Source organism: Synechococcus sp. N26 (assembly GCF_900473975.1).
Lineage (GTDB): Bacteria > Cyanobacteriota > Cyanobacteriia > PCC-6307 > Cyanobiaceae > Parasynechococcus.
Genome location: NZ_UCNM01000007.1, coordinates 237223 through 259039 on the forward strand (window position 1 = coordinate 237223; position 21817 = coordinate 259039).

Annotated in this window: 28 protein-coding genes; 13 read left to right on the top strand and 15 right to left on the bottom strand. The window is 61.9% G+C overall.

Going from position 1 to position 21817, the window contains the following annotated elements:
- Positions 1 to 43: 43 nt before the first annotated feature.
- Complete coding sequence (locus DXY33_RS05905) at positions 44 to 511, bottom strand: hypothetical protein (protein ID WP_115132131.1); 468 nt, start codon at positions 509 to 511, stop codon at positions 44 to 46.
- Between the two features lie 137 nt (positions 512 to 648).
- On the opposite strand from DXY33_RS05905, the gene hemC reads away from it, so the two are divergent.
- Complete coding sequence (gene hemC, locus DXY33_RS05910; protein ID WP_115009473.1) at positions 649 to 1602, top strand: hydroxymethylbilane synthase; 954 nt, start codon at positions 649 to 651, stop codon at positions 1600 to 1602.
- Here the strand turns inward: hemC and DXY33_RS05915 are convergent, their stop codons facing one another.
- From DXY33_RS05915 to DXY33_RS05925, 3 genes are all read right to left on the bottom strand, one after another.
- The gene (locus DXY33_RS05915) at positions 1603 to 2142 is read right to left on the bottom strand and encodes a L,D-transpeptidase (protein ID WP_115132132.1); all 540 of its coding nucleotides are present in this window, start codon (positions 2140 to 2142) and stop codon (positions 1603 to 1605) included. It abuts the gene before it with no gap.
- 227 nt (positions 2143 to 2369) lie between these two features.
- Positions 2370 to 2957: an inorganic diphosphatase gene (locus DXY33_RS05920; RefSeq protein WP_114987983.1), complete on the bottom strand. Its 588-nt coding sequence runs from the start codon at positions 2955 to 2957 to the stop codon at positions 2370 to 2372.
- Between the two features lie 62 nt (positions 2958 to 3019).
- On the bottom strand, positions 3020 to 4528 hold the full coding sequence (locus tag DXY33_RS05925) for a carboxypeptidase M32 (protein ID WP_115132133.1): 1509 nt from the start codon (positions 4526 to 4528) through the stop codon (positions 3020 to 3022).
- On the opposite strand from DXY33_RS05925, the gene DXY33_RS12270 reads away from it, so the two are divergent.
- Positions 4513 to 4719 (top strand): hypothetical protein, encoded by a 207-nt coding sequence (locus tag DXY33_RS12270; protein WP_170950962.1) that lies wholly within the window; start codon positions 4513 to 4515, stop codon positions 4717 to 4719. The two genes, DXY33_RS05925 and DXY33_RS12270, sit on opposite strands and share 16 nt — an antisense overlap.
- 7 nt (positions 4720 to 4726) lie before the next feature.
- On the opposite strand, the gene DXY33_RS05930 is transcribed toward DXY33_RS12270, so the two are convergent.
- The gene (locus DXY33_RS05930) at positions 4727 to 5134 is read right to left on the bottom strand and encodes a thiol-disulfide oxidoreductase DCC family protein (protein WP_114987985.1); all 408 of its coding nucleotides are present in this window, start codon (positions 5132 to 5134) and stop codon (positions 4727 to 4729) included.
- Here DXY33_RS05930 and DXY33_RS05935 point away from each other — a divergent pair.
- Genes DXY33_RS05935 through DXY33_RS05950 form a run of 4 tightly spaced genes read left to right on the top strand, consistent with a single transcriptional unit; the run spans position 5133 to position 7433 of the window.
- Entirely contained in the window at positions 5133 to 5804 is a 672-nt protein-coding gene (locus DXY33_RS05935) for a secondary thiamine-phosphate synthase enzyme YjbQ (protein ID WP_371634626.1), read from the top strand. The two genes, DXY33_RS05930 and DXY33_RS05935, sit on opposite strands and share 2 nt — an antisense overlap.
- Positions 5805 to 5846: 42 nt before the next feature.
- Positions 5847 to 6137, top strand: a complete 291-nt coding sequence (locus DXY33_RS05940) for a 4a-hydroxytetrahydrobiopterin dehydratase (RefSeq protein ID WP_115132135.1) — start codon at positions 5847 to 5849, stop codon at positions 6135 to 6137.
- A 19-nt stretch (positions 6138 to 6156) separates the two neighbouring features.
- Positions 6157 to 7233, top strand: coding sequence for a GTP-binding protein (locus DXY33_RS05945; protein ID WP_115132136.1), 1077 nt, complete (start codon positions 6157 to 6159; stop codon positions 7231 to 7233).
- A gap of 17 nt (positions 7234 to 7250) precedes the next feature.
- Positions 7251 to 7433, top strand: coding sequence for a hypothetical protein (locus tag DXY33_RS05950; RefSeq protein WP_115010413.1), 183 nt, complete (start codon positions 7251 to 7253; stop codon positions 7431 to 7433).
- 47 nt (positions 7434 to 7480) lie between these two features.
- Here DXY33_RS05950 and DXY33_RS05955 read toward each other — a convergent pair whose 3' ends face one another.
- A complete protein-coding gene (locus DXY33_RS05955; protein ID WP_115132259.1) occupies positions 7481 to 8551 on the bottom strand; it encodes an ABC transporter ATP-binding protein in 1071 nt (356 codons plus the stop codon).
- A 64-nt stretch (positions 8552 to 8615) separates the two neighbouring features.
- Between DXY33_RS05955 and DXY33_RS05960 the strand changes: the two genes are divergently transcribed.
- The gene (locus DXY33_RS05960) at positions 8616 to 10328 is read left to right on the top strand and encodes an iron ABC transporter permease (RefSeq protein WP_244275890.1); all 1713 of its coding nucleotides are present in this window, start codon (positions 8616 to 8618) and stop codon (positions 10326 to 10328) included.
- Here DXY33_RS05960 and DXY33_RS05965 read toward each other — a convergent pair.
- From DXY33_RS05965 to DXY33_RS05985, 5 genes are read right to left on the bottom strand one after another with little or no spacing between them, the layout of a single operon-like run.
- Positions 10305 to 11297: a metallophosphoesterase gene (locus DXY33_RS05965; RefSeq protein ID WP_371634630.1), complete on the bottom strand. Its 993-nt coding sequence runs from the start codon at positions 11295 to 11297 to the stop codon at positions 10305 to 10307. The two genes, DXY33_RS05960 and DXY33_RS05965, sit on opposite strands and share 24 nt — an antisense overlap.
- A gap of 13 nt (positions 11298 to 11310) precedes the next feature.
- Positions 11311 to 12225: a lysylphosphatidylglycerol synthase domain-containing protein gene (locus DXY33_RS05970; RefSeq protein WP_115132137.1), complete on the bottom strand. Its 915-nt coding sequence runs from the start codon at positions 12223 to 12225 to the stop codon at positions 11311 to 11313.
- On the bottom strand, positions 12225 to 13433 hold the full coding sequence (larC, locus tag DXY33_RS05975) for a nickel pincer cofactor biosynthesis protein LarC (protein ID WP_115132138.1): 1209 nt from the start codon (positions 13431 to 13433) through the stop codon (positions 12225 to 12227). Before larC ends, DXY33_RS05970 begins: the two co-directional genes overlap by 1 nt.
- Positions 13430 to 14077, bottom strand: coding sequence for a hypothetical protein (locus tag DXY33_RS05980; protein ID WP_115132139.1), 648 nt, complete (start codon positions 14075 to 14077; stop codon positions 13430 to 13432). Before DXY33_RS05980 ends, larC begins: the two co-directional genes overlap by 4 nt.
- Positions 14077 to 14697: a hypothetical protein gene (locus tag DXY33_RS05985; protein WP_114988283.1), complete on the bottom strand. Its 621-nt coding sequence runs from the start codon at positions 14695 to 14697 to the stop codon at positions 14077 to 14079. Before DXY33_RS05985 ends, DXY33_RS05980 begins: the two co-directional genes overlap by 1 nt.
- A gap of 93 nt (positions 14698 to 14790) precedes the next feature.
- On the opposite strand from DXY33_RS05985, the gene DXY33_RS05990 reads away from it, so the two are divergent.
- Complete coding sequence (locus DXY33_RS05990) at positions 14791 to 15603, top strand: hypothetical protein (protein WP_244275894.1); 813 nt, start codon at positions 14791 to 14793, stop codon at positions 15601 to 15603.
- On the opposite strand, the gene DXY33_RS05995 is transcribed toward DXY33_RS05990, so the two are convergent.
- Positions 15569 to 15853: a hypothetical protein gene (locus DXY33_RS05995; RefSeq protein ID WP_244275896.1), complete on the bottom strand. Its 285-nt coding sequence runs from the start codon at positions 15851 to 15853 to the stop codon at positions 15569 to 15571. The genes DXY33_RS05990 and DXY33_RS05995 overlap by 35 nt on opposite strands.
- Positions 15854 to 15875: 22 nt before the next feature.
- On the opposite strand from DXY33_RS05995, the gene xth reads away from it, so the two are divergent.
- Positions 15876 to 16739: an exodeoxyribonuclease III gene (gene xth / locus DXY33_RS06000; RefSeq protein WP_115132140.1), complete on the top strand. Its 864-nt coding sequence runs from the start codon at positions 15876 to 15878 to the stop codon at positions 16737 to 16739.
- Positions 16740 to 16745: 6 nt separating this feature from the next.
- On the opposite strand, the gene DXY33_RS06005 is transcribed toward xth, so the two are convergent.
- Positions 16746 to 18197: an FAD-linked oxidase C-terminal domain-containing protein gene (locus DXY33_RS06005; protein ID WP_115132141.1), complete on the bottom strand. Its 1452-nt coding sequence runs from the start codon at positions 18195 to 18197 to the stop codon at positions 16746 to 16748.
- Between the two features lie 136 nt (positions 18198 to 18333).
- Here DXY33_RS06005 and hemL point away from each other — a divergent pair, with 136 nt between their 5' ends.
- From hemL to DXY33_RS06020, 3 genes are all read left to right on the top strand, one after another.
- Positions 18334 to 19635, top strand: a complete 1302-nt coding sequence (hemL, locus tag DXY33_RS06010; protein ID WP_071823045.1) for a glutamate-1-semialdehyde 2,1-aminomutase — start codon at positions 18334 to 18336, stop codon at positions 19633 to 19635.
- Between the two features lie 58 nt (positions 19636 to 19693).
- Positions 19694 to 19969: a hypothetical protein gene (locus DXY33_RS06015; RefSeq protein ID WP_244275898.1), complete on the top strand. Its 276-nt coding sequence runs from the start codon at positions 19694 to 19696 to the stop codon at positions 19967 to 19969.
- A 108-nt stretch (positions 19970 to 20077) separates the two neighbouring features.
- Positions 20078 to 20497 (top strand): cytidine deaminase, encoded by a 420-nt coding sequence (locus tag DXY33_RS06020; protein WP_115132142.1) that lies wholly within the window; start codon positions 20078 to 20080, stop codon positions 20495 to 20497.
- 72 nt (positions 20498 to 20569) lie between these two features.
- Here the strand turns inward: DXY33_RS06020 and DXY33_RS06025 are convergent, their stop codons facing one another.
- Both DXY33_RS06025 and DXY33_RS06030 read right to left on the bottom strand, forming a co-directional pair.
- Complete coding sequence (locus DXY33_RS06025; protein WP_115132143.1) at positions 20570 to 21040, bottom strand: nucleoside 2-deoxyribosyltransferase; 471 nt, start codon at positions 21038 to 21040, stop codon at positions 20570 to 20572.
- Positions 21040 to 21432 carry a phosphoribosyltransferase gene (locus DXY33_RS06030; RefSeq protein ID WP_115010404.1) on the bottom strand — a complete coding sequence of 131 codons (393 nt, stop codon included), beginning with the start codon at positions 21430 to 21432 and terminating at the stop codon, positions 21040 to 21042. The genes DXY33_RS06025 and DXY33_RS06030 overlap by 1 nt, the downstream gene beginning before the upstream one ends.
- Before the next feature lie 35 nt (positions 21433 to 21467).
- Here DXY33_RS06030 and DXY33_RS06035 point away from each other — a divergent pair, with 35 nt between their 5' ends.
- Complete coding sequence (locus DXY33_RS06035) at positions 21468 to 21722, top strand: hypothetical protein (protein ID WP_115132144.1); 255 nt, start codon at positions 21468 to 21470, stop codon at positions 21720 to 21722.
- Positions 21723 to 21817: the final 95 nt, after the last annotated feature.

Below are 21817 nucleotides of genomic sequence, written 5' to 3' on the forward strand. Positions count from 1 at the left end.
GCTGGGGTTTTCCTTTGGAAAGCAAAAATTCAGCGCAACAGATTCACTGACTGCTTTCGAAGGTTTCCGTGAATTCCTGAAAGGCACGCTTCAGGCGCTCCACCGGAGTTTCTTCGAGGGGGCACTCCTGGCGTGTTTCCAGCGCATAGGCCTGGAGCAGGCGAGCATCCGGTTCAAGCACGGAAGCAACCGCCCCCTTGAACAGCACCAGATTGTGCTGCGACGTCAGCCCCTCCAGGTAAGGCTGAAGCGCCCAACTGGGCTGAGCATCGTGTGAGGCATCTGCAGCTGAACGCACCAGACGGGGCCGCAGCAGCTGATAGGCATGATCTCCATCGCGATCGGTGGTGTGGCGCAGCCGCGCCATCAGCACATCGCCACTGCACAACAGGATCAGACGTATGGAGCCTTCAGCCACCAAGGGGAGCATGGGCTCCTGCTCTTGCGAGTCGGGGGCAACAGAGCCAATTGCTCCGACCTGACGAACGCCATTGACGACGGGTCCGGGCATGACTGTGCTGCGTTGCTCGCAAATGTTAAGCGTTCTTCATAAAGAGATCTTCCCTTTCGAAGCTTCACAACCTCGTGAAGGCGAACCAAAGAATCCAAGGCCAAAAGCGTAGGCTGGGCGGCTGATTCGCCCTTTCCATGGCCCTCACCGAACTGCGCATCGCCTCACGACGCAGCCAGCTGGCCATGGTGCAAACCAACTGGGTGAAAGCGGAACTGGAGAAGGCCCATCCCGGCCTGAAGATCACGGTGGAAGCCATGGCCACCCAGGGCGACAAGATCCTGGACGTCGCCCTGGCCAAAATCGGCGACAAAGGCCTGTTCACCAAGGAACTGGAAGCCCAGATGCTGGTGGACCGTGCGGACATCGCCGTCCACTCGCTGAAAGACCTGCCCACCAACCTTCCTGAGGGGCTGATGCTCGGCTGCATCACCGAACGGGAAGACCCGGCCGATGCCCTGGTGGTGAACACCAAGAACCAGGCGTACAAACTCGACACCCTTCCCGAAGGCTCTGTGGTGGGCACGAGTTCCCTGCGCCGCCTGGCTCAACTGCGTCACCACTACCCCCACCTGATCTTCAAGGACGTTCGCGGGAACGTGATCACCCGGCTGGAGAAATTGGACAGCGGCGATTACGACTGTCTGATCCTGGCTGCGGCAGGCCTGGGCCGGCTTGGCTTCGGCGATCGGATCCACCAGCTGATCCCCGGCGACATCTCTCTGCACGCCGTTGGCCAGGGCGCCCTGGGGATTGAATGCGTGGAGGGCAAGCCCGAAGTGCTTGAGGCGATCAAAGTGCTGGAGCACACCCCCACCTCCCAGCGCTGCCTGGCCGAACGCGCTTTCCTGCGGGAACTGGAAGGTGGCTGCCAGGTCCCCATCGGCGTAAACACCCGCTTCGAAGGCGATCAACTGATCCTCACCGGGATGGTGGCAAGCCTTGATGGCAAACGCCTGATCCGTGACCAGGCCAGTGGCGCAGCAAGCGACGCCGAAGCCATCGGCATCGCTCTGGCCAACACCCTCAAAGGTCAGGGTGCTGGCGAGATCCTTAAAGAGATCTTCGACACCGTCCGCCCGGAAGCCTGATCAACTGCGAATTTCCAGGCGCGTTCCCACATCCACAGCATCAAACAGCTGCCGGATGTGGCTGTTGAGCATTCGCACGCAGCCCAGGCTGACGGCCGCACGAATCTGAACCCAGTGCGGCCACGCCGTTCCATGGATCCCAAACTCGCCGCGGCCATTGCGGTGAAAAGCCATGTAGCGATCACCAATCGGGCTGCTGGGTCCGCGCAGCTCCCGCCGCTGACCCGACTTATGGGTCACATAGATCGGATTGACCTTCTTGTTGAGGATGGCGAATTCCCCTTTTGGGGTGGGGGTTTTGGGATCTCCGATCGCCACAGGCCAGGCCCCAAGCTGCTGCTCGCCCCGCATGAGGGTGATCTGTCGCTTGCTGAGGTCAAGCACGATGCGCGACTCATGAGCGGGTTGCCGCAAGGCCAGCTCAACAGGTTCAGCAGCAAGGCATGGAGCAACAGCCCCCGCCAGCAGGCCAGCCAACAGCGCCGGCATCAATGATCGCCTCATAAGACGCACAAGACCCACTGATCTCAACGCATTCATTGCTGCGAGAAAAAACAGCAGCAGCAGACTTGGAGCTGAACACTTCAGAATCTCTTTGGTCTCATGGTCGAGACCAAAGTGCCGACTTCGTCCTCCTTCAGCTCTGTTGTCTCACAAGAGGTGTCCATCCCAATCGAAGGATCTTCGATGCTGCTGAGCTGGACGCTGAGCCATGAAAAAGGCGGGGGAGTATCCCCCGCCTGATCAGCAGTCGATCGCAAACGCGTTCAGTCGACCAACTTGGGATCAATCTCAGCCATGTAGCGAGCCTCGCAGCTCTTGATGATCTCAACGGCCTTTTCAGTGCCGAAGAAACCGTTCACCGAGCAGGTGCCAGGCTTCTTCAGATCCTTGTAGTGCTCCCAGTAGTAGGTGGTCTCTTTCTTCCAGTGCTCACCGAGATCTTCCCAGCTCTTGATGTGATCCATGCGCTTGTCGTCGGCAAGCACAGCGATCACCTTGTCGTCGACTTCACCACCGTCGTCGAAGGTCATCACGCCGATGATGCGGGCTTCCACAATCGAACCGGGAATCAGGGGCTCGGTGACACCAACGATTTCGATGTCGAGGGGATCGCCATCTTCATCCCAGGTGCGGGGAATGCATCCGTAGGCGAAGGGGTAAGCCAGCGAGGAGTAACCAACGCGGTCCAGCTTGAGATGGCCGGTTTCGGTGATCAGCTCGTACTTGTTGATCGTGTTGGAGTTGAGCTCCACGATCGTGTTGAGACGAAGTTCGGCTTCATCAGCGAAGGCCGGCAGCACGTGCAGCAGGTTGGGCATGCTGCGGCTGGGTGCCTGATCGAGGTTGGCCATAAAAGGCGATGGACAGCGCGGCGCATCCTACGGGCCGCCTCAGCCCGTCGAGTTGCACGCGGCTAGGGGGCAGGTTGCAGCCGATCAAGCTTGTTCTCCAAATAGTCGAGGAAGGCATCGGTGCTGAGCGGCCGACCGGTGACCCTTTCCACCAGTTGATCGGCATTCACACTGCGTCCGAGCGGGTGAACGTGCTCACGCAGCCAAGCCAGCAAGGGCGTGACATCGCCGCGCTCCAGATGCTCCTCCGGAGACCCGATGGCCTCCGCCATCGCTTCGCTCAACTGTGCACTGATCAAGTGCCCCAATAGATACGAGGGGAAATAGCCAAACAGGCCTTCACTCCAGTGCACATCTTGAAGGCATCCCTCGGCATCGTTCATCGGCCGCACCCCCAGGAGTTCCTGATAGCGCCGGTTCCATTCATCTGGGAGATCGTTCACCGCCAAACCCTGCTCCAGCAGAGCAATCTCGAGATCCGTGCGGATCAGGATGTGCAAGCCATAGCTGAGTTCATCAGCCTCCACCCGGTTCAAACCAGGTGCCATCGGATTCATCGCCTGCCACATGTCCTGGGTTCCGCTGAAGGGAGCCCCCACCTGCGCAAAACGCTTCCACCACTGCTCTGCGAACGGACGGCTCCGGGCAACACGGTTCTCCCAGAACAGCGACTGACTTTCATGCACCGCCATCGAGGTGGCCTGCCCCAGAGGCCAGGCGAACCATTGGTGGCTCTGGTCAGGCAACCCCTGTTCGTAAAGGGAATGCCCCCATTCGTGGGCCGTAGCCAGGAAGCACGACAAGGGCTGGCCAGGCACCACACGCGTGGTGATGCGGTAATCGGCCGGTCCCAACGTGATCGAGAAGGGGTGAGGCGAACGTGCCATGCAGGTGATGGCGGGATTGCGGCCCCATGCACCGAGCAGCTCATCACAGAGATCTTGCTGGCTGGACTCCTCGAGATCCCAGTCCGCTGATCGTGGGCGTGGCCGGGTGGATGCCTGAGCAACCAATTGCGGCAACCGTTGTCGTAACGGAGCAAACAAGGCCTCGAGACGCTCCAGACGCAGATCCGGTTCGAAGGGTTGCGCCAGGGTCTCCCAACAGGAGCGCGGCTCATCCAGCTGTTTGGCCTGCTCCTGACGCAAATCAATCAGGGTCTGAAGCGCCGGTGCGAAGAGGCTGAAATCAGAGGCCGATCGAGCCTGCTGCCACCGGTTGTAACCCTCGGCCTTGGCCTTGGCCAAGGCGGCGACGAGCGCTGGATCGAGGGACTGCTGCCGCTGCAGGTCCTGTTCCAGCAGATCCAGATTGCGGCCCTGCTCAGGGCATCGCTCAGCGGAATTCCAATGCTGACGCGCTGCGGCCAGCAGTTCCGCATAGGCCGCAGAGCTTTGACGAGCATGAAGCTGGGTCGCCAGCAGCGTGAGCTGCTCACCTCGCCAGGACGCCCCGGCAGAAGGCATGCGGGTGTTCTGGTCCCAATACAGGGTGCTCTGAATCGAGCCAAGAAGCTGCGTCTCTCTCAGATGGGCGCCCAGCTGCCCCCAAGCCGTTGCGGCAGAAGCCATCTCGCCCCCTTTTCCATCACCCTAACGACACCTGGAGTGGCATCGAAGCAGCGATGCAGGCCATGGTGAAGCGGTTCAGACGTTCTGGACCCATGCGCCGATTGATGCTGCAGCTGGCCCTGGGGATCGCCCTGCCCATGACTCTCTGGCCGCTCAAGCTGATCTACCGACAACCGCAGACCGTTCGATAGGAACGGGTCAGTTCAGCTCACAGCGGCCTTGGCACAGGGTCTCAAGGTCGGCGCGCCCGGTGATCTGAAGCCGCCGGGCGGCCCAAATCCCATAGACCCAATCGACCACGCTGCCGATCAAAGGCCAGCGGGTCGGTGCGTAAAGCCACCCCAGACCAATCAGGCGATACGCCTCACGGAAGACGGCCACATCCCGCAGCACCTCCCCGGAGCCTGTGATGGCATGAATGCGGCCCATGGCCACCCGGTAACTGATGCCGGCATGGGCCGCTGCGTCGTAATCAGAGGCGTCAATGTCGACAAAAGCCAGCCGGGCCTGACGGTCACGCTGCTGCAGAAAGCGAACTTCGCGCACACACAACGGACAACCTCCGTCAAACAGCAGGGTCAAATCGGGGGCAGATGGGCTGGCCATGGACTCAGACGGTGCTGCAGCACGCAAAGTAAGGAAAGAACGCTGGAGAGCGGTGGGCGTGCAGCAGATCCTGGATCAGATGACAGTGGCAACCCCGGGAAGAGGATTCACCCGACTGGACGGGCGGATGAACACCTGGATCCGCAGCACGGGTCTGGACCAGGGCGTTCTGCATCTCACCTGCCTGCACACCAGCGCCAGCCTCACCATCAACGAGAACGCCGATCCACGGGTGCTGCAGGACCTGGATGCATGGATGGCCGATGCCGTCCCAGAACACCGCCGTTATCTCCATGACGACGAAGGAGCTGATGACATGCCGGCCCACATCCGAACGGCGCTCACCAGCCAGACCCTGAGCCTCAGCGTCAGCAGGGGCCAACTGCTGCTGGGCACCTGGCAAGCCGTTTACCTCTGGGAGCACCGCAGTTCTGCTCACACCAGAACGATCGCCTGTCACCTGTTCGGTGAACCATCGAGCCGCCCCACCCCTGAAAGCACCACGCAGAACACTTCAGCCACGCCGCAAACCCTGTTGAGCCTGCGCAATGGCGAACGGATCAATCAAGCCATTCAGGCCCGCCACAACCCCAACGCCTGGGAAACCGACGACGGCATCGATACCGACACCGATCTGATGATTGATCGATTGCATGACCTGAGTGACTGACGACAGGCTCCGGCCACGATGGAGGAGTGATTCAGGGCTGCCATGCCAGTTGAACCTCTTGACGCCGCCCAGAAGTCGGCACTCAGCACAACCCTGCCCAACTGGGTTGTGAATGGAGACAGGCTGCACCGCGAACTGCAGTTCAAAAGCTTCGTGGAGGCCTTTGGATTCATGGCACAGGTGGCCTTGCTGGCCGAATCCAAAAATCACCATCCGAACTGGAGCAACGTCTACAACCGCGTTTCAATCGACCTGACCACCCATGATCTCGGCAGCCTCAGCAGCCTGGATGTGGAGCTGGCCAGCGCCATTGACGCTCTGCTGCCAGCATGAGTCGAGTGGTTCCTTGCGCATGACCACCGCACCAGCCAGTCCCGGCGTCCCGGTCACCATTCTCAGCGGCTTCCTCGGAGCGGGGAAAACCACGCTGCTGAATCACATCCTGAGCAATCAGCAGGGGGTGAAGACCGCGGTGCTGGTGAATGAGTTCGGTGAAATCGGGATCGACAACGATCTGGTGGTCACCACCGGTGAAGACATGGTGGAGCTGAGCAACGGTTGCATCTGCTGCTCGATCAACGGCGAGCTGATGGAGGCGGTGGAACGGGTGATTGAACGCCCAGAACCGCTTGATTACATCGTCGTCGAAACCACCGGTCTGGCCGATCCCCTACCGGTGGCCATGACCTTCCTTGGCAGTGAGCTGCGGGACCAAACCCGCCTGGATTCGATCATCACCTTGATCGATGCAGAAAACTTCGACGACGTCGTTCTGGACACGGAAGTTGGCCGGGCCCAGGTGATTTATGGCGACATCCTGCTGCTGAACAAATGCGACCTCGTCTCCGAAGAGCGGCTTGAGGCTGTCGAACAGCAACTCAGAGCCGTCAAGAACGATGCGCGGATCCTGCGGTCGGTGAAAGGGGAGGTGCCTCTTGCCCTGTTGCTCAGCGTTGGACTGTTCGAATCCGACAAGGTGAGTTCTCCCGCCGACGATCCGAGCCTGGATCACAGCGACTGCGACCACGACCATGGCCACTGCAGCCATGACCATGAGCATGACCACAGCCATGGGCATGACCACGGTCACGGCCACAGCCATGAGCACGGTGACCACCAGGACATCGAGGGCTTCACCTCCCTGTCGTTCCAGAGTGATGGGCCCTTTGCATTGCGCAAGTTCCAGAACTTCCTCGACAACCAGATGCCCCAGGAGGTGTTCCGGGCCAAGGGAATCCTCTGGTTCAACGAAAGCGAACGCCGCCATGTGTTCCATCTGGCAGGCAAACGTTTTTCCATCGACGACACCGACTGGACCGGTGATCGCAAAAATCAATTGGTGCTGATCGGCCGCAACATCGACCACAACAAACTGCGGAAGCAACTCAAGGCCTGTGTGGCACCGGATGCAGGAAAAGGTTTCAGCTGATTCAGCAGAACCCAGGAATGGTGCTTATTGTGCGTGCCATGGGAGAAACCTCAATGGTCGAACCACTGCTGCTCGGAACGGTTTTTGTTCTTGCCAGCCTGCTGCTGTTGCTTCTGGCTGATTCCGATGATGACAACGGCGGTGGCGGCTTACGCCAGCCGGTGCTTGTGCCCATCCCGGTGCGTCATCACCAACGCTGAAACCATCAATTCTTTTTCCCCAATCCTCCGCTGCAGCGGGGGATTTTTTATGCCAACGCCTGGCCAAGCGGAAGCAGCGTGACTCTGGCCCCATCCCTGAAGCTGAGGCGACAACGGGTGTGGGGAGGATGCTCCTGTTCGATCGGACAGTGGGCCCGCACCAGCACATCCGCGACACGGATTCGGTACTCCCATGCATCCCCCAGAAATTCACGGCCCAGGACGCTGGCCTCTCCTTCGGCATCGGCGACGACAGTGATGTCGTGCGGATCCACGAGCACACAACAGTCACCGGAGGCTTCGCGGTCCGCCTGGACCCATGGGGCCGATGCATCCAGATCTCCCAGGAGACAAGACAACTGGCCTTGGCCATAGGCCTGCACTGGAATCAAATTGCGTTGAAGCACAAAGGATCCAACAAAAGGCGTCGCCGGTGACCTCACGATCTCGGGGGGCGATGCACATTGATGCAGCACGCCGTCCCGCATGACGGCAACGCGATCGCAGATCGCCAGAGCTTCTCCGGGGTCATGGGTGACGATCACGCCGCTCGCACCGCAGGCGTCCAGTACGGAGGAGAGCTCACTGCGCAGGCGGAGCCTCACCTCCACATCCAGGCTTGAAAAAGGCTCATCAAGCAGAACCACCCTGGGCGCTGGGGCCAGAGCGCGTGCCAACGCCAGCCGCTGCCGCTGGCCACCGGAGAGCTGGTGCGGGTAGCGCTGCTCGAGCCCCTTCAGCCCCAGCAATGCAAACAACCAGGCCACGCGCTCACGGTTGGGATTCCGCCGGGGCAAACCGAAACTGGCGTTCTGCCAAGCGTTCAGGTGAGGGAAGAGGGCGTAATCCTGGAACACCATGCCAACGCCCCGACGTTCCGGTTCCATCCAGATCCCATCTCCAGCCACCATGCGCTGATCCAGCTGCACCGTGCCGCGCCGGGGGCGTTCGAAGCCGGCAATCAAGCGGAGCAGAGTGGTCTTGCCACAGCCGGAGGGGCCCAGCAGGCCCAGCAGCTCCCCTGGCGCCACCTGAAGATCCACCCCCTTCAGGGTCCAGCCGTCAGAGGCGTCGCCGTAGCTGTGCCAGACCCCGTTCAAAGCAACCGTTGGCTCCATCGGGAGCAGCTGTTCCACAGATCAGATGAAGCTTGGGAACCGACCGAGCTTATGAGTGTGACAAATGATCGAAGCCGGTGTGCGGTTTGCACGCCCTCGAGCAGATCCCCATCGTTCATCGCCAGACTCGTTCCATGGCAATGTCGCAACACCACGTCGCGACAACGGTGTCCGGCCCATCGCTGAAGTGAAGTTGCTGCCCAACCGGAGTGTTGTTCCAAGCCCAACCCGGCTGGCCCTGATCCTGATCGCCTCCATCACTGGCCTGGTTGCGATCTGGCCGGTGTTGACGCTGGTAAGGGAGGCCCTGACGTCTTTGCACAGCGGCTTCAGCGATCTTGGCCCCGATGGCATGCGCCAGATCGTTGGCACCATCCAGCTGCTGCTCGGAACAGCAACGCTGGGCACCTTGCTTGGCACTGCGAACGGTTGGCTGCTGTGCAACTGCCGTTTTCCCGGTCGGGCATGGCTGCGCATCGCCCAGCTGATTCCCCTGGCAACGCCGGCCTATCTCCTCTCGGCGATCCTCGTTGATCTGGGCAGTCGCCACAGCTGGACCATTCACGGTATGGGGTGGGGTATCGCTATGGGGTGGGGTATCGCTGTGATGGCCCTGACGACCTACCCCTATGTGTTCCTGCTGAGCACGGAAAGTTTCTCCGTCAGCGGCCAGCGTCAGCTGGAGGCATGCCGGAGCCTGGGGGTTGGTCCCTGGTCAGCCTTCCGGCGTGTGGCCTTGCCCATTGCACTGCCCGCGATCGGAGCCGGCGTCGCTCTCATGGGCATGGAAGTGGTCAATGAGCTGGGTGCCGTGCAGCTGCTCGGCATCCCGAGTCTCTCCGCGGGCATCCTTGAAACCTGGCAGTCCAACGGCGATCCCGCAGGCGCCATCAGCTTGGCCTTGATCACGCTGGTGATCGTGTTGACGTTGGTGGTGTGTGAACGCAGCCTGCGCAGGCGCAGTCGGCGCTGGAGTGATGGCGTGGCCGGCGGGGATGCAACCGCTTGGCACCTGCATGGATTCCGCGCTGGGGTGGCGCAACTGCTCGCCGTGATCCCTCCGATCGTGAGCCTGGGAACCCCACTGCTGTGGGCCGCCAGCAACTTGGACCAGCTCCAAACCAGCTGGAACGACGATCTGATCAGTCTGAGCGGCCGCAGTCTTTTGCTGGCTCTGGTCGCTGCTGTTTTGGCGGTAACGGCAGCACTGGTGCTGGCCATCGCCAAACGCTGGTCCAGCGCCCCATGGCTGAAAAGCCTCACCTTCCTGGCTGGAACGGGCTACGCCATCCCCGGCACCGTCCTGGCTCTGGCCCTTTTGCTCACGGGCGCCCCCTGGCAGGTCGCCCCCTTGCTCCTGCTGCTGTGGGGCTACAGCGATCGATTTCTGGCGGTGGCGAAAGGAGGCCTGGACGCAGCCCTGGAACGGATCAGCCCGAGCCTCGATGAGGCGGCGACGGGGATGGGATCACCGTGGCAGCGCGTGCTCCAACGCGTGCATCTCCCCCTCTTGCGCGGACCGATCACCGTCGGACTGCTGCTGGTGTTCGTGGACACTGTGAAAGAGCTTCCCCTCACCTTTGCCCTGCGGCCTTTTGACTTCGACACGCTCTCGGTACGCGTGTTCCAGTACGCCGGCGATGAACGGCTGGCCGAAGCGATGTTGCCGGCCCTGATGATCCTCGTTCTGGGGCTGGTCGCCGCCATGGCCTTGGTGCCAACCCTGGATCACGCCTCCAGACGAGAGGGCTCGTCACCCCCGCAGCAAACGCTCTGATGCGTTGCGCTGGAGCAAGCCAGCACGGGTGTTGAGACGGAGCGGGAGTGTTGACCAGGAGATCGGCCGTCCCGTGGACACGGCGTAGGTGGTCTCCCGCAGGGTGCCCCTGCCCCCATCGATCTCCAACAAGGTGAAGCTCTGCTGTGCTGGCGCTTCACCACGCAACAGGCGCCGGGGGCCGCTGCCCAAGGCGCCGAGCTGGATCAGATCGAGCTGTCCACGACGGCTGGAGAACCAGGTGTGGTGATGACCACTGATGTAGGCCTGCACGCCGGCGGCATCCATCAAGGCCTGAAGTGCACCTCCCTGCTCCAACACCTCACCGGGGCGGTCCTTGCCCAGACCAACCCCAGCCAGGGGGAGATGACCCACCACAAACCGAGCACGAGCCTTTTGTGCCTCGGTGCTGGCCAACTGCTGTTGTGCCCAGATCAGCTGATCCTCAGGAACACGGGCTGAGCTGGCATCCCAGACCAACCAGAAGATCCCGTCCTGCAGCACCGAGTAGCGAAACGGGAACTGCGAGGCATCCACAAACGCCAATCCCATCCGTGAACGGATCGGGGTCCAGAACCGACCCACAGCGGCACGATCCGCGGGAAACCCCGGTGAACCGTCATGGTTCCCGATCGCTGGCAGCAGTGGAATCTTCGCCGCCTGAAGCCGCTGCAGAACCGACGTCTCAAAGCCCCGCCACATGGCATCCAGCTGCTGACCCGTGAGGCCTCGCATCTGACCCGCGATCATGTCGCCAGCACACACCACCAGATCCGGCTGCAGGCCAATGAGCTGATCAAGCCCCTGATCCACGGCAGGGATGTAGCGGGTGGAGCCATAGCTGCTGTTGAGATCGCTGATCAGCCCAACCCGTTGAACAACTCCCCTGGCGGCGCTCAAGGGCAGGGCCGCTGCCGTAAGACCGGTGCTAAGCACCAACTGCAGCATCCGTCGACGACTCAGCAACACAACAGCACGGGGGTCAGCGGTGGCGTTTCAAACGTTGGCCCAGCATCCGATCGGCCACCAGGGCCCCGCTGGCAACAACATCAGCCAGGGTGGAGAGAAGTCGGTAGCTGAGAACCACTGCGAGCAACTGCGCCTCTGGTACGGCAGCACCCAAACGCAGCAGCAGGGTGGCCTCAAACACCCCGAGCCCCCCGGGGGCACCAGGCACCACCAGCCCAACGGCATAGGCCAGACCAAAGGCCGCAAGCCAGGTGAACGGTGCCGGACTTTGAATGCCGAAGGCCTGCACGCTGCACCAGAACCCGGCAAAGCGGCAGAACACAAACAGCAGCTGAAGGCTGAGGGGCCGCCAGGGATAGCCGCCGCGGCCGCTTCCCTCACTTTCCAGGGGCCCACTGCCAACCGACTGCAATTGCGCTGCCTTGGAACGCTCCAGTCGACGCAGAAGGGGCTCGCGCCAGCGGGACATCATCAACAGCGCGGGCCACGGAGCCAGCAGGGCAAGGCCCTGCTGCCATCCACCAGCAACCACAACAAGAACGGACGCCGCCACGATCAGGAGTGGATCAAGGATCACCCCAGCCAGGGCAGGGCCGCCGCCAATCGCCGGACGCAGCACGCGGACCCGCTCCACCAGATGCCAGATCCCTCCCGGCAGGTACTTGAGAAGGTTGCTCCGCACAAACAGCGGCACCACCGCAACCCCCTGGGGAGGATGTCTCAACCAGATCAGAAGGTCGCGCCAGGCCAAACCATTGATCAGGATGCTGAGCCAGGTGAGGCCCAGCCCCAGCACCAGCCACCACCAACCGTTGGCCACCAAGCTCAGCTGGCGAAGTTGGCCCGCCTGCTGGGCCAAAGCCACAGCGATGAAGATCAGGCTGGCCAGCGTGATCCAGAGCTTGGGTTGCCGGAGAACCTTGCCCACTAGGCCCAATCGTCCGTGCTGACGAACGGCGCTACTGCAACAGCAGCCCGCAGCTCATCAAAGGAACACCCAGTGCTGGCCTGAAGAGCCTCAAGGGCATCCGCCTCGGCTTTGACGGTGCAACGGCCATCGGGGCGACGCACCTGTTTGGCAGCGACGGGACCCCAGGGGGTTTCGAGCACACCCTGCCGCCTCGGCAACACCCAGCGTCCCTGGCGCCGCTCCCGCAGGCCGATGCTGCTGCCAGCACTAAGCCAGAGGCTGCGGAGCTGGTTGGCATCCCCATCCCGCACCAGCGCCGTGAGCAACTGACCACTGCGGCCCTTTTTCATCAGCAACGGCTGCACCGCCACATCAATCGCTCCCGCATCACGCAAGCGATTCATCAACACCGCAATCTCCTCTGGAGTGGCGTCATCGATCCAGGCTTCCTGCACCACCAACGACTCCCAACGGGGACCTTCCTCCGCAGTAACGGCTGGGGTGTGCAGCACAAGGCGCACCAGGTTGGGGCGATCCAGTTGGCGGTGGCCGAGGCCAACACCAACCTTGTCAGCCACCAAACGTTCAGGAGCGACAAACTGATCCGCCAGAACCGACACCAGGGCGAGGCCCGTGGGCGTCACCAACTCACCTGTGGGCAGATCTCCGCCCTGAAGCAGAGGAATGCGGTGACGTCGTGCCAGTTCAAGCACGGCGGGCACGGGCACGGGCAACAGGCCATGGGCGGTTGCCACCGTTCCGCTCCCCGCAGGCAACGGAGAACAGACGATCCTGGCTGGATTGAGGTCGTCAATCGCCGCACAGACACCCACCACATCCACGAGGGCATCGATGGCTCCAACCTCATGGAAGTGAACGGCCTCCACCGGAGTTCCATGCACGGTGGCTTCGGCTTCCGCCAGACGGGTGAACACGGCGAGCACCCGTTGCTTCAGCGATGGCGCTAGAGCAGCTGCATTGATCTGATCACGGATCCCCGACCAATGGCGGTGGGGCGGCTGATCCTCAAGACCCTCCACATCAACGCGGATGCCTCGGAGACCAGCACTGCGCTCCTCCTGCTGAGTGAGGCGATAGCGCCCCGTCAAACCGAGGGCCGCCAGAGGCGACTCCACCACGGCCTGGTCCACACCCAGATCCAACAGTGCGGCCAGGAGCATGTCCCCTGCCAACCCTGTTGGTGCATCAATCCAAAGCGCGCTCATCGCCCCAGACGCGGAGCCGCCTCCAACAGAACAACGGCCTGCTGGTCAAGCACCTCCCGCTGCTGACGCAACTGCTGCTCGATCTCCCGCCGGGCGCGGCGCTGCTCCCGCTGGGCGGTGGCCACGTCATGGCCCGACAGTCCCCAAAGCCGTCCCAGCAAAGCGCGGTCATCGGCCCCACCACGGGCCTTGCCGAAAACCACGGTCTCAGCAGCGATGCCGGCCTGAAGCACCCGGCTCCAACGGCGTAGATCCTCAAGCGGCATGCGGACGCTGTCCGGCACGGCGAACTCCGTGGCGCCGCTGCTGCGCAGTCCTGCACGCACACAGGCCAGGGTTCCCACCAGCACCTGCTGAACCGGAAGTTGCTCCGCTTCCGCGATCAGAACATGGCCCGCCTCATGCACCGCAATCCGACGCAGACGCTCCTGCCCACCGGGCAAAGCTTCGGCAAGGATGTGCCCACCCATGCCTTCCCAGGTGGCGGCATCAACGCTGAGGGTGACCAGGGCACCCCCAACCGCCACAACGATCCAGGCAGCAGACAGACCCAGGGCAGGACCAAAAGCGCCGAGGGCAGTGATACCGGCAACGGCAATGCCGGCCCGAAGTGCCCCCGTGGAGCCCTGCCCCCCCTCGGCCATCAGCTGCGAGCGCGGGAGGTGGCACGGCCACGACCTCCCTTGGATTTGCCGCCACGGGTCGGCATCGGAGCAATCACGTCGTGATTTTCGAGGTGCAGTTCCTGGCCCTGGCGGCGCAGGTCAAGGCTGACGAAGTGACGCAGGTTTTCGAGGGGAAGCTCTCCCTTGATCTGGAGCTTGAAGGGAAGCGGACGGTGGCCGTCGGCACGGGCCTGCTGCCGCACCTTCACCACCATTTCGCCGGTTTCAGGCTTGGTGAAGATCAACTCGCCTCGAACGGAAAAGAAGTCGTCCCCTTCCGGCAGGGTGTCGGAGGCATCGGCTTGGTCTGGAGCCAGGGTGCTGGGTTCCCAGACCCCAGCGATCTGCAGATGCAGATGATCACTTTCACGGCTTCTGGGATACACGACCCAGAGGTGGGGTTGATCCAGGGACAGATGCCGCCGCATCAGAGTGAGCACCCGACCGAGCACGACGGTTTCCAGGGGGACCCCCTGGGCATCGGTCAAGGTGCCACGGGTGAGTTGCTCGGGGTCGGTTGGGGCGTAAGTGCCGCGCACAAGACCGATGGCCCGGTACTGCAACGGCTCTGTGACCGGGGGAATCGGATGGGCGCGCATTGATGCTGAACCGGGCGGAGTCAAAAGCTCTTGTGAAGACTGTAGCCAGCCCACTGCAATCTCCTCAGACTGAAGTGGCTGATTCGAGATCGGATGCCCAGCCCGCGCCGGATTCTGTTGCTGCTGGCGTCCATGGTGGGGGCTGCACTGGTCGGTTGGGTCGCCACGGCATCGATGGCCCCGGAAACGCGAGCGCGCAGCACTCGCCAGGCTGAAGATCTGCAGGTTGAGCTGCTGATGCAACAGCTCCAGAACCAGGAGGTACTCAGCGAAGCAGAACGGGGCCTACTGCTGGAACGCTTGGTGACACTGGAGCGCCTGCAAGAGGCCGAAGTGGTGCTGCAACCGTGGCTGTCTGGCCGCTCGACGCCGCGCGAACTCACCCTGTTCAAAGCCGATCTGCAACGTCGCAATGGCCAGCCCGAGGCCGCCCGACGCAGACTCCAACATCTGCTGCGGCTGCATCCGAATGATCTGCAGGTTCTGCAGCTGCTGGTGCTCCTGGGCCAAGAGCAGGGACGTCAGCATCAGGTAACAGCAGAGCTCACGGCCCGGTTCAAGGGCCTGGAGCCTGGCCAGCGTTTGGAGATCGGTTTGCTTTTGGCAGATCTGCTGCGACAAAGCGGATCCGATCAGACCGCGATGGGGTTGTACGGCCAGCTGGCCACGGAGAACAAGACAGATGCAAGGCCCCTGCTGGCCTTGGCCCTATTGCGGCAAGAGCAAGGCAATTCGGAGGCGGTTCAAACCCTGCTCAAGCAAGCCCGAGAAAGGCGGAACGCCAACGGAAGGATCGATCCTTTGATCGATGTTGTGGCAGCACAGCTGGGATTGAGCGCAGCCCGCAGCATCGGATCAGAACCCTCCAACGCTACGGCGTCGCTGGAGGGTTCTGATAGGCCTTGAGGGCAGCATCAATGGCATCGGAGGGAGGCGTGGCGTCGTCCATGGCCGTCGCCCGTCGGATCTGGTTCAACAAATCCATGGGGTTGGCGGCATCCAGAATTGAGCCGCTGCCGTTGGTGTCGCCGTAGATCTCGCGTTCCTCGCGGTTCTGAAAGGGAGCTTCAACCTGGGCCCCTGCACCCATCGGAAGCGTCGTCACCACCAAGGAAGACAGCAGAGCCTGAGCGACAGCCGCAAGACGGCGAGACATCAGCGGAATCCAGAGTTGGCTGATGCTAAGGGTCTTTGACGCCACTGGATCAGCCGTGCAGATCGCCACCTGGAACGTGAACTCGGTCCGCACGCGATTGGATCAGGTGCTCAGCTGGCTGGAGAGCGAGCAACCGGATCTGCTCTGTCTTCAGGAAACCAAGGTGGATGACCCCCTGTTCCCGCTGGAAGCCTTCAAATCTGCTGGTTGGCAGGTGCACATCCATGGCCAGAAGGCCTACAACGGCGTCGCCCTGATCAGCCGCGAGCCCTTGGAGGATGTTCGCTACGGTTTTGTTGGGGAGCTCCCGGATGATGCGGAAGCGAACGAGCTCGGCGCACAGAAGCGCGTGATCAGCGCACTGCTGAATGGCGTTCGCGTGCTCAACCTTTATGTCCCGAATGGATCAAGCCTGAAGTCGGAGAAATACCCCTACAAATTGGCCTGGCTCGGCTGCCTGAAGCGTTATCTCGATGCTCAGGAGCAACGCGGCGAGCCGCTCTGCATGGTCGGCGACTTCAACATCGGCCTCGAAGCACGCGATCTTCCTGACCCCGACCGCCAGACCGGCGGAATCATGGCGAGCGATGCCGAACGCCAGGCCCTTCGTGACGCCCTCGGTGAACGGCTTCAGGACGTGTTCCGCGTGTTCGAACCGGATTCCGGTCACTGGAGCTGGTGGGATTACCGGAGCGGTGCCTGGGATCGGGACCGCGGTTGGCGCATCGACCACATCTATCTATGCGACGAGCTGCTGGGACTCGCCCGCAGCTGCGTCATCCACAAAGGCATGCGCGGCAACCAACAACCCAGCGACCACGCCCCTGTTAGCGTCGACCTGGACTGGCCTCCAACCGACGACGACGGGGATGAACCGTTCTTCTGACCCTGTTCAGTAGACCTCGACGCCGGCGGGGAGCGTCACCATTCTTTTGGCCGATTCACCGCAGGTGCGCGGCGTGGGCAGCACCTTGCCGGGATTCGCACGGTTGTCTGGATCAAAGGCAGACCGCAACAGCCCCATCGTTTCCAGGTCGTCCGAGCTGAACATCCAGTCGAGATAGCAGCGCTTGTCGGCGCCGACGCCGTGCTCTCCACTGATGCTGCCACCGGCATCAAGACACACCCGCAGGATGGCGGCACCGAGCTCCTTCACACTCCGCTCAACATTGGGCTGGTCCAGTGAATACAGGATCAGTGGATGAAGGTTGCCATCGCCGGCATGGAAAACATTGGCCACCGGTAGGCCGTGCTCCTGGCTGAGCCGTTCAATCGCCGCAAGCACCGACGGAAGGCTGCTGCGGGGAACGACACCGTCTTGCACGTAATAGGTCGGCGTGATTTTTCCCACCGCTGAAAAAGCAGATTTGCGGCCTTTCCAGAGCACCGCGCATTCCGTGGGGTCTTGGGCCCGACGCAGCCCACGGGCTCCTGCCGCGCGACAAAGCACCTCGGCCCGCTCAGAAGAGGCCTGAACCTCAGCCTCCTGCCCATCAAGCTCAATCAGCAGAACGGCCGCTGCATCACGGGGGTACTCTTCGTAGCCGAAGAAATCATTGACGGCGTTGATGGTGACGTTGTCCATGATTTCCATCCCCGCCGGCAGAAGGCCGCTCGCGGTGACCGATCGCACCGCTTCCCCTGCCGCTTCCATCGTGGCGAAATCCGCCAACAGCACGTTCACGCACTCCGGAGCCCGAAGCAGGCGAAGGGTGATGGCCGTCGCGATGCCCAGCGTTCCTTCGCTGCCGATGAACGCACCGCGCAGATCAAGTTCACAGGATTCGGCCAGCCCGTTGCCCAACTGCGTGATGGTTCCGTCGGGCAGGACCACCTCAAGCCCCAGAACGTGATTGCTGGTCACGCCGTATTTGAGGCAGTGCACCCCGCCCGAATTTTCCGCCACATTGCCGCCGATGCTGCAAACCACCTGGCTGGAGGGATCCGGGGCGTAATAGAACCCGTCTCCTGCAACGGCTCGCGTCACCCAGCTGTTGATGACCCCGGGCTGCACCGTGACGCGCTGATTGGCCAGATCAAGGTCGAGCATCCGACGCATGCGACTGGTCACCACCAGAAGCGCCTGCTGATCCACCAACGCTCCCCCCGAGAGGCCGGTGCCGCTTCCGCGAGCCACAAACGGCACACCGTGTTGATGGCAGCACTGCAACACCGCAGCGACCTGTTCGGTGGTCTCCGGCAGCACCGCCAGGGGCGGACAGTGGCGCTCAAGCGTCAGTCCGTCACAGTCGTAACTAAGCAGTTCCTGACGCTTCGCCACGATGGCCCGAGGGGGCAGACATCGGCGCAGATCCCTCTCCAGCACTGACCAGTCGTGGGCCACATCGATCTCGATCTGATCAAAGACTACGCATCAAAATGCGTTCGAAGTGGGCAATTAAGAAACACAGCAAACGGAACCGGTCGTTCCTGAGTCAGGATGTTGCACGGTTTGCATCAGCCCTTTGGCGTCGGTTCCAGTGACAGCTCCCGCGTTGAACACCAGCCACTCCCAGGCCATCTTCGGCGCAGCACAGGCCCTGATGCCCGGAGGTGTCAGCTCCCCTGTGCGGGCGTTCAAGTCGGTTGGCGGTCAGCCGATCGTGTTCGATCGGGTGAAGGGTCCCTATGCCTGGGACGTGGATGGCAATAAGTACATCGACTACATCGGCAGCTGGGGACCGGCCATCTGCGGCCACGCCCACCCCGAGGTGATCGCAGCACTGCAGGAAGCGATCGAGAAGGGCACCAGCTTCGGAGCACCTTGTGCCCTGGAAAACACCCTGGCCGAAATGGTGATCGACGCTGTACCCAGCGTTGAGATGGTGCGCTTCGTCAACAGCGGCACCGAGGCCTGCATGGCTGTGTTGCGCCTGATCCGTGCCTACACCGGCCGCGACAAGGTGATCAAGTTCGAGGGCTGCTATCACGGCCATGCGGACATGTTCCTGGTGAAAGCCGGTTCCGGTGTGGCCACACTCGGCCTGCCCGACTCCCCCGGTGTCCCGCGCAGCACCACGGCCAACACCCTCACGGCGCCTTACAACGACCTCGAAGCCGTTAAGGCCCTGTTCGCCGAGAACCCCGACGCCATCGCGGGCGTGATCCTCGAGCCGATCGTCGGCAACGCCGGCTTCATTCAACCGGAACCCGGCTTCCTTGAAGGTTTGCGGGAACTCACCAAAGAGCACGGCGCTCTGCTGGTTTTTGACGAGGTGATGACCGGCTTCCGGATCAGCTACGGCGGTGCCCAGGCACATTTCGGCGTCACCCCAGATCTCACGACCATGGGCAAGGTGATCGGTGGCGGCCTTCCTGTGGGCGCCTACGGCGGCCGCGCCGACATCATGGGAATGGTGGCCCCGGCTGGACCCATGTATCAGGCCGGAACCCTCAGTGGAAACCCCCTGGCGATGACCGCCGGCATCAAGACCCTGGAACTGCTCAAGCAGCCCGGCACCTACGAGAAGCTGACGGCCACAACCCAGAAGCTTGTGGCGGGCATCAAGGACGCCGCCCAATCCGCTGGCATGCCGATCACAGCGGCCAGCGTCAGCGCCATGTTCGGCTTCTTCCTCTGCGAGGGACCAGTGCGCAACTTCGAAGAAGCCAAGAGCACGGATTCCGAACGCTTCGGCAAACTGCATCGCGCCATGCTCGAGCGGGGCATCTACCTCGCACCGTCAGCCTTCGAAGCCGGTTTCACGTCCCTGGCTCACTCCGACGCCGACATCGAAGCGACGATTAACGCCTTCCGTGAAAGCTTCGCGGCTGTGGCCTGATCATTCCGTGCTGGCCTCAGCACCACCTCCACCTCCACTGGTCTGCACCATTCAGACCGTGGAGGCCAGGTGGTCTAGGCGCCCGATTGCAGGCATCCGACAGCTCAAGCAGCAGCAGTTTCGGGTTGAGCGGGGTGAGAACCCTGCGATTGAACCTCGGACGGTGATCGACAGCAGACTCACCCCCCTGGTGGAGCGCTTCAGCAGTTCCGGTGTTGAACAGATTGCGGGCTCCCGCATGACCTATCACTGGTCCTACGAAGCCTCGTTAGGAGCGCTCACATTCAATGACTCCGGCGCCTCCAGCGGTCCTAGGAGAGTCGTGTCGCTGTGAGCGGAGATCTGGTCATTGATGATCAAAAGGGATTCGAACTCAGCCAGCAGTCCCGGCTGACCCAATCAGCTGGGACGAAAACCCTGAGCAGCCTTTTGGAAACGGCCCATGGCTCCTGCCGAGAACAACGCTGAGTGTTTACTGGCGCGAGCGCGTCGGGCCGCCGAACGTGCCCATTGCCCCTACTCGAACTTCCACGTGGGGGCCGCAGTGCGGTGTGATGACGGCAGTGTGATCGACGGCTGCAATGTGGAAAATGCTAGTTATGGCCTGAGCATCTGCGCAGAGCGGGTCGCCCTTTTCACGGCGATCAGCCAAGGCAAACAACCGATTGAACTGGCCGTGAGCTGCATCGATGCCCAGAGCGATGCAGCCCCAGGGTCCCGGATGCCATGCGGCGCCTGCCTTCAGGTGATGCAGGAACTGCTGCCAAGCAAGGCCAAGGTGAGCATCGATGGTGTGGGCACAAGGCAACTCGAACAACTTCTTCCTGCTCCCTTTGAACTGAGGCAAGCAAACATCAACTGATCAACACCATCACAGCCCTGATGCGCTCATCCAAGAGCGCGCAGCATCAAAAGACCACGATTCAACCGAACATCAGGATCGCGCCCAACAGGCCAAGGCTTTGTCGGGATCAGTGATGTCAGACACATCGCTGTAGACGTACTTCTGCCACTCCCGCTCAGGGAGACCGGCAAACACCATCAGGTTGAGCGGATATTGCTCGGAATCGGTGCACCTGCGGAAATCATCCCGAAACAGGAAGGTGGGTTTACCCAGGGCAATGGCGGCACCAAGTTCCACCATGACCCCCTCATCGGGAGGCGTTCCATTCACGATGGCGAACAGCGCATCGGCATCACGCACATCCTGCAGATCCCGCTGCGCGACGCGATAGGCCCATCCCGGTTCCGCCAGATTCACCTGACCATTGCGAGCAAAGGGCTCCCAGACCTCCAATCCCAGGGCTTCCAATGCCCCGATGAATTCCGGCAACAACAGCCGCTTCCATTGCTCCGAGAAGCCATAAGGAGACGCCAGATAAATCGTGCGCGCGCTGTTGTGCATCACAGGCCCCGGGAGGCGCGGTACGCCTGCTCATCGGCACGGGCCTGTTCAAGGTTCTCCCAAGGAAACACCAGCCATTCCGACGACGCGGCAACCTCGGCTGCCACCCACCAATCAGGACGCACCTTGCTGACCCAAACAGCAAAGGATGCCTGCGGCACCTGACCTTTCAACGCCTGCAAGGTGCGTCCGGTTTCATAGACATCATCCACAATCAGGGCTGATGGCTCAGGTGCTGAGAGCAAGGGGCGATCGATGGCATGGCTGAGCGCTACGGCAAGGCACAGGCCCCCACGGGGGACCCCATAAACGCCGGTCACCGCAGAACCAGCAAAGCGTGAAGCCAACTGCTGCACCGCCTGATCGAATTGGGCCCAGCTCAGTACCTGCATAGCCGGAGAATGACACATCCACGCTGTGATGCCCCTTGAGCCGAGACATCCCGCCCCAGGAACAAAACCGCAAATGGTTTCGCAGCCATCTGCTCAGCCGGGAACTGGAATTACAGGAGCTCTATGACCTGCCGCAGGGAGAGCTGGATCTCGTGATGGCCGAGACCGCTGAAATCCGTTCGGACCCTGAAAACCGATCTCGCAGTCATGGACGCTGGTGCACCGCAGGCTATGTGCTGGAACTGGCAAAGATCATCGATGCCCGACGGGCCCGGGACCTGAGCAATTAAACGTCAGCTCTCAGCGAAAAACGTGCCAACCATGAGCGACGAGACTGAAAATCATGCCGAAGCAATTTCAAAACTCGTTGTTGATCACCGACCAG

Bases quoted from the DNA above. Each gene is read 5' to 3' on its own strand.
- DXY33_RS05905 (WP_115132131.1), bottom strand. From the start codon at position 511: ATGCCCGGACCCGTCGTCAATGGCGTTCGTCAGGTCGGAGCAATTGGC.
- hemC (WP_115009473.1), top strand. From the start codon at position 649: ATGGCCCTCACCGAACTGCGCATCGCCTCACGACGCAGCCAGCTGGCC.
- DXY33_RS05915 (WP_115132132.1), bottom strand. From the start codon at position 2,142: ATGAATGCGTTGAGATCAGTGGGTCTTGTGCGTCTTATGAGGCGATCA.
- DXY33_RS05920 (WP_114987983.1), bottom strand. From the start codon at position 2,957: ATGGCCAACCTCGATCAGGCACCCAGCCGCAGCATGCCCAACCTGCTG.
- DXY33_RS05925 (WP_115132133.1), bottom strand. From the start codon at position 4,528: ATGGCTTCTGCCGCAACGGCTTGGGGGCAGCTGGGCGCCCATCTGAGA.
- DXY33_RS05935 (WP_371634626.1), top strand. From the start codon at position 5,133: ATGGACTCAGACGGTGCTGCAGCACGCAAAGTAAGGAAAGAACGCTGG.
- DXY33_RS05930 (WP_114987985.1), bottom strand. From the start codon at position 5,134: ATGGCCAGCCCATCTGCCCCCGATTTGACCCTGCTGTTTGACGGAGGT.
- DXY33_RS05940 (WP_115132135.1), top strand. From the start codon at position 5,847: ATGCCAGTTGAACCTCTTGACGCCGCCCAGAAGTCGGCACTCAGCACA.
- DXY33_RS05945 (WP_115132136.1), top strand. From the start codon at position 6,157: ATGACCACCGCACCAGCCAGTCCCGGCGTCCCGGTCACCATTCTCAGC.
- DXY33_RS05950 (WP_115010413.1), top strand. From the start codon at position 7,251: ATGGTGCTTATTGTGCGTGCCATGGGAGAAACCTCAATGGTCGAACCA.
- DXY33_RS05955 (WP_115132259.1), bottom strand. From the start codon at position 8,551: ATGGAGCCAACGGTTGCTTTGAACGGGGTCTGGCACAGCTACGGCGAC.
- DXY33_RS05960 (WP_244275890.1), top strand. From the start codon at position 8,616: ATGATCGAAGCCGGTGTGCGGTTTGCACGCCCTCGAGCAGATCCCCAT.
- larC (WP_115132138.1), bottom strand. From the start codon at position 13,433: ATGAGCGCGCTTTGGATTGATGCACCAACAGGGTTGGCAGGGGACATG.
- DXY33_RS05980 (WP_115132139.1), bottom strand. From the start codon at position 14,077: ATGGCCGAGGGGGGGCAGGGCTCCACGGGGGCACTTCGGGCCGGCATT.
- DXY33_RS05985 (WP_114988283.1), bottom strand. From the start codon at position 14,697: ATGCGCGCCCATCCGATTCCCCCGGTCACAGAGCCGTTGCAGTACCGG.
- DXY33_RS05990 (WP_244275894.1), top strand. From the start codon at position 14,791: ATGCCCAGCCCGCGCCGGATTCTGTTGCTGCTGGCGTCCATGGTGGGG.
- DXY33_RS05995 (WP_244275896.1), bottom strand. From the start codon at position 15,853: ATGTCTCGCCGTCTTGCGGCTGTCGCTCAGGCTCTGCTGTCTTCCTTG.
- xth (WP_115132140.1), top strand. From the start codon at position 15,876: ATGCTAAGGGTCTTTGACGCCACTGGATCAGCCGTGCAGATCGCCACC.
- DXY33_RS06020 (WP_115132142.1), top strand. From the start codon at position 20,078: ATGGCTCCTGCCGAGAACAACGCTGAGTGTTTACTGGCGCGAGCGCGT.
- DXY33_RS06025 (WP_115132143.1), bottom strand. From the start codon at position 21,040: ATGCACAACAGCGCGCGCACGATTTATCTGGCGTCTCCTTATGGCTTC.
- DXY33_RS06030 (WP_115010404.1), bottom strand. From the start codon at position 21,432: ATGCAGGTACTGAGCTGGGCCCAATTCGATCAGGCGGTGCAGCAGTTG.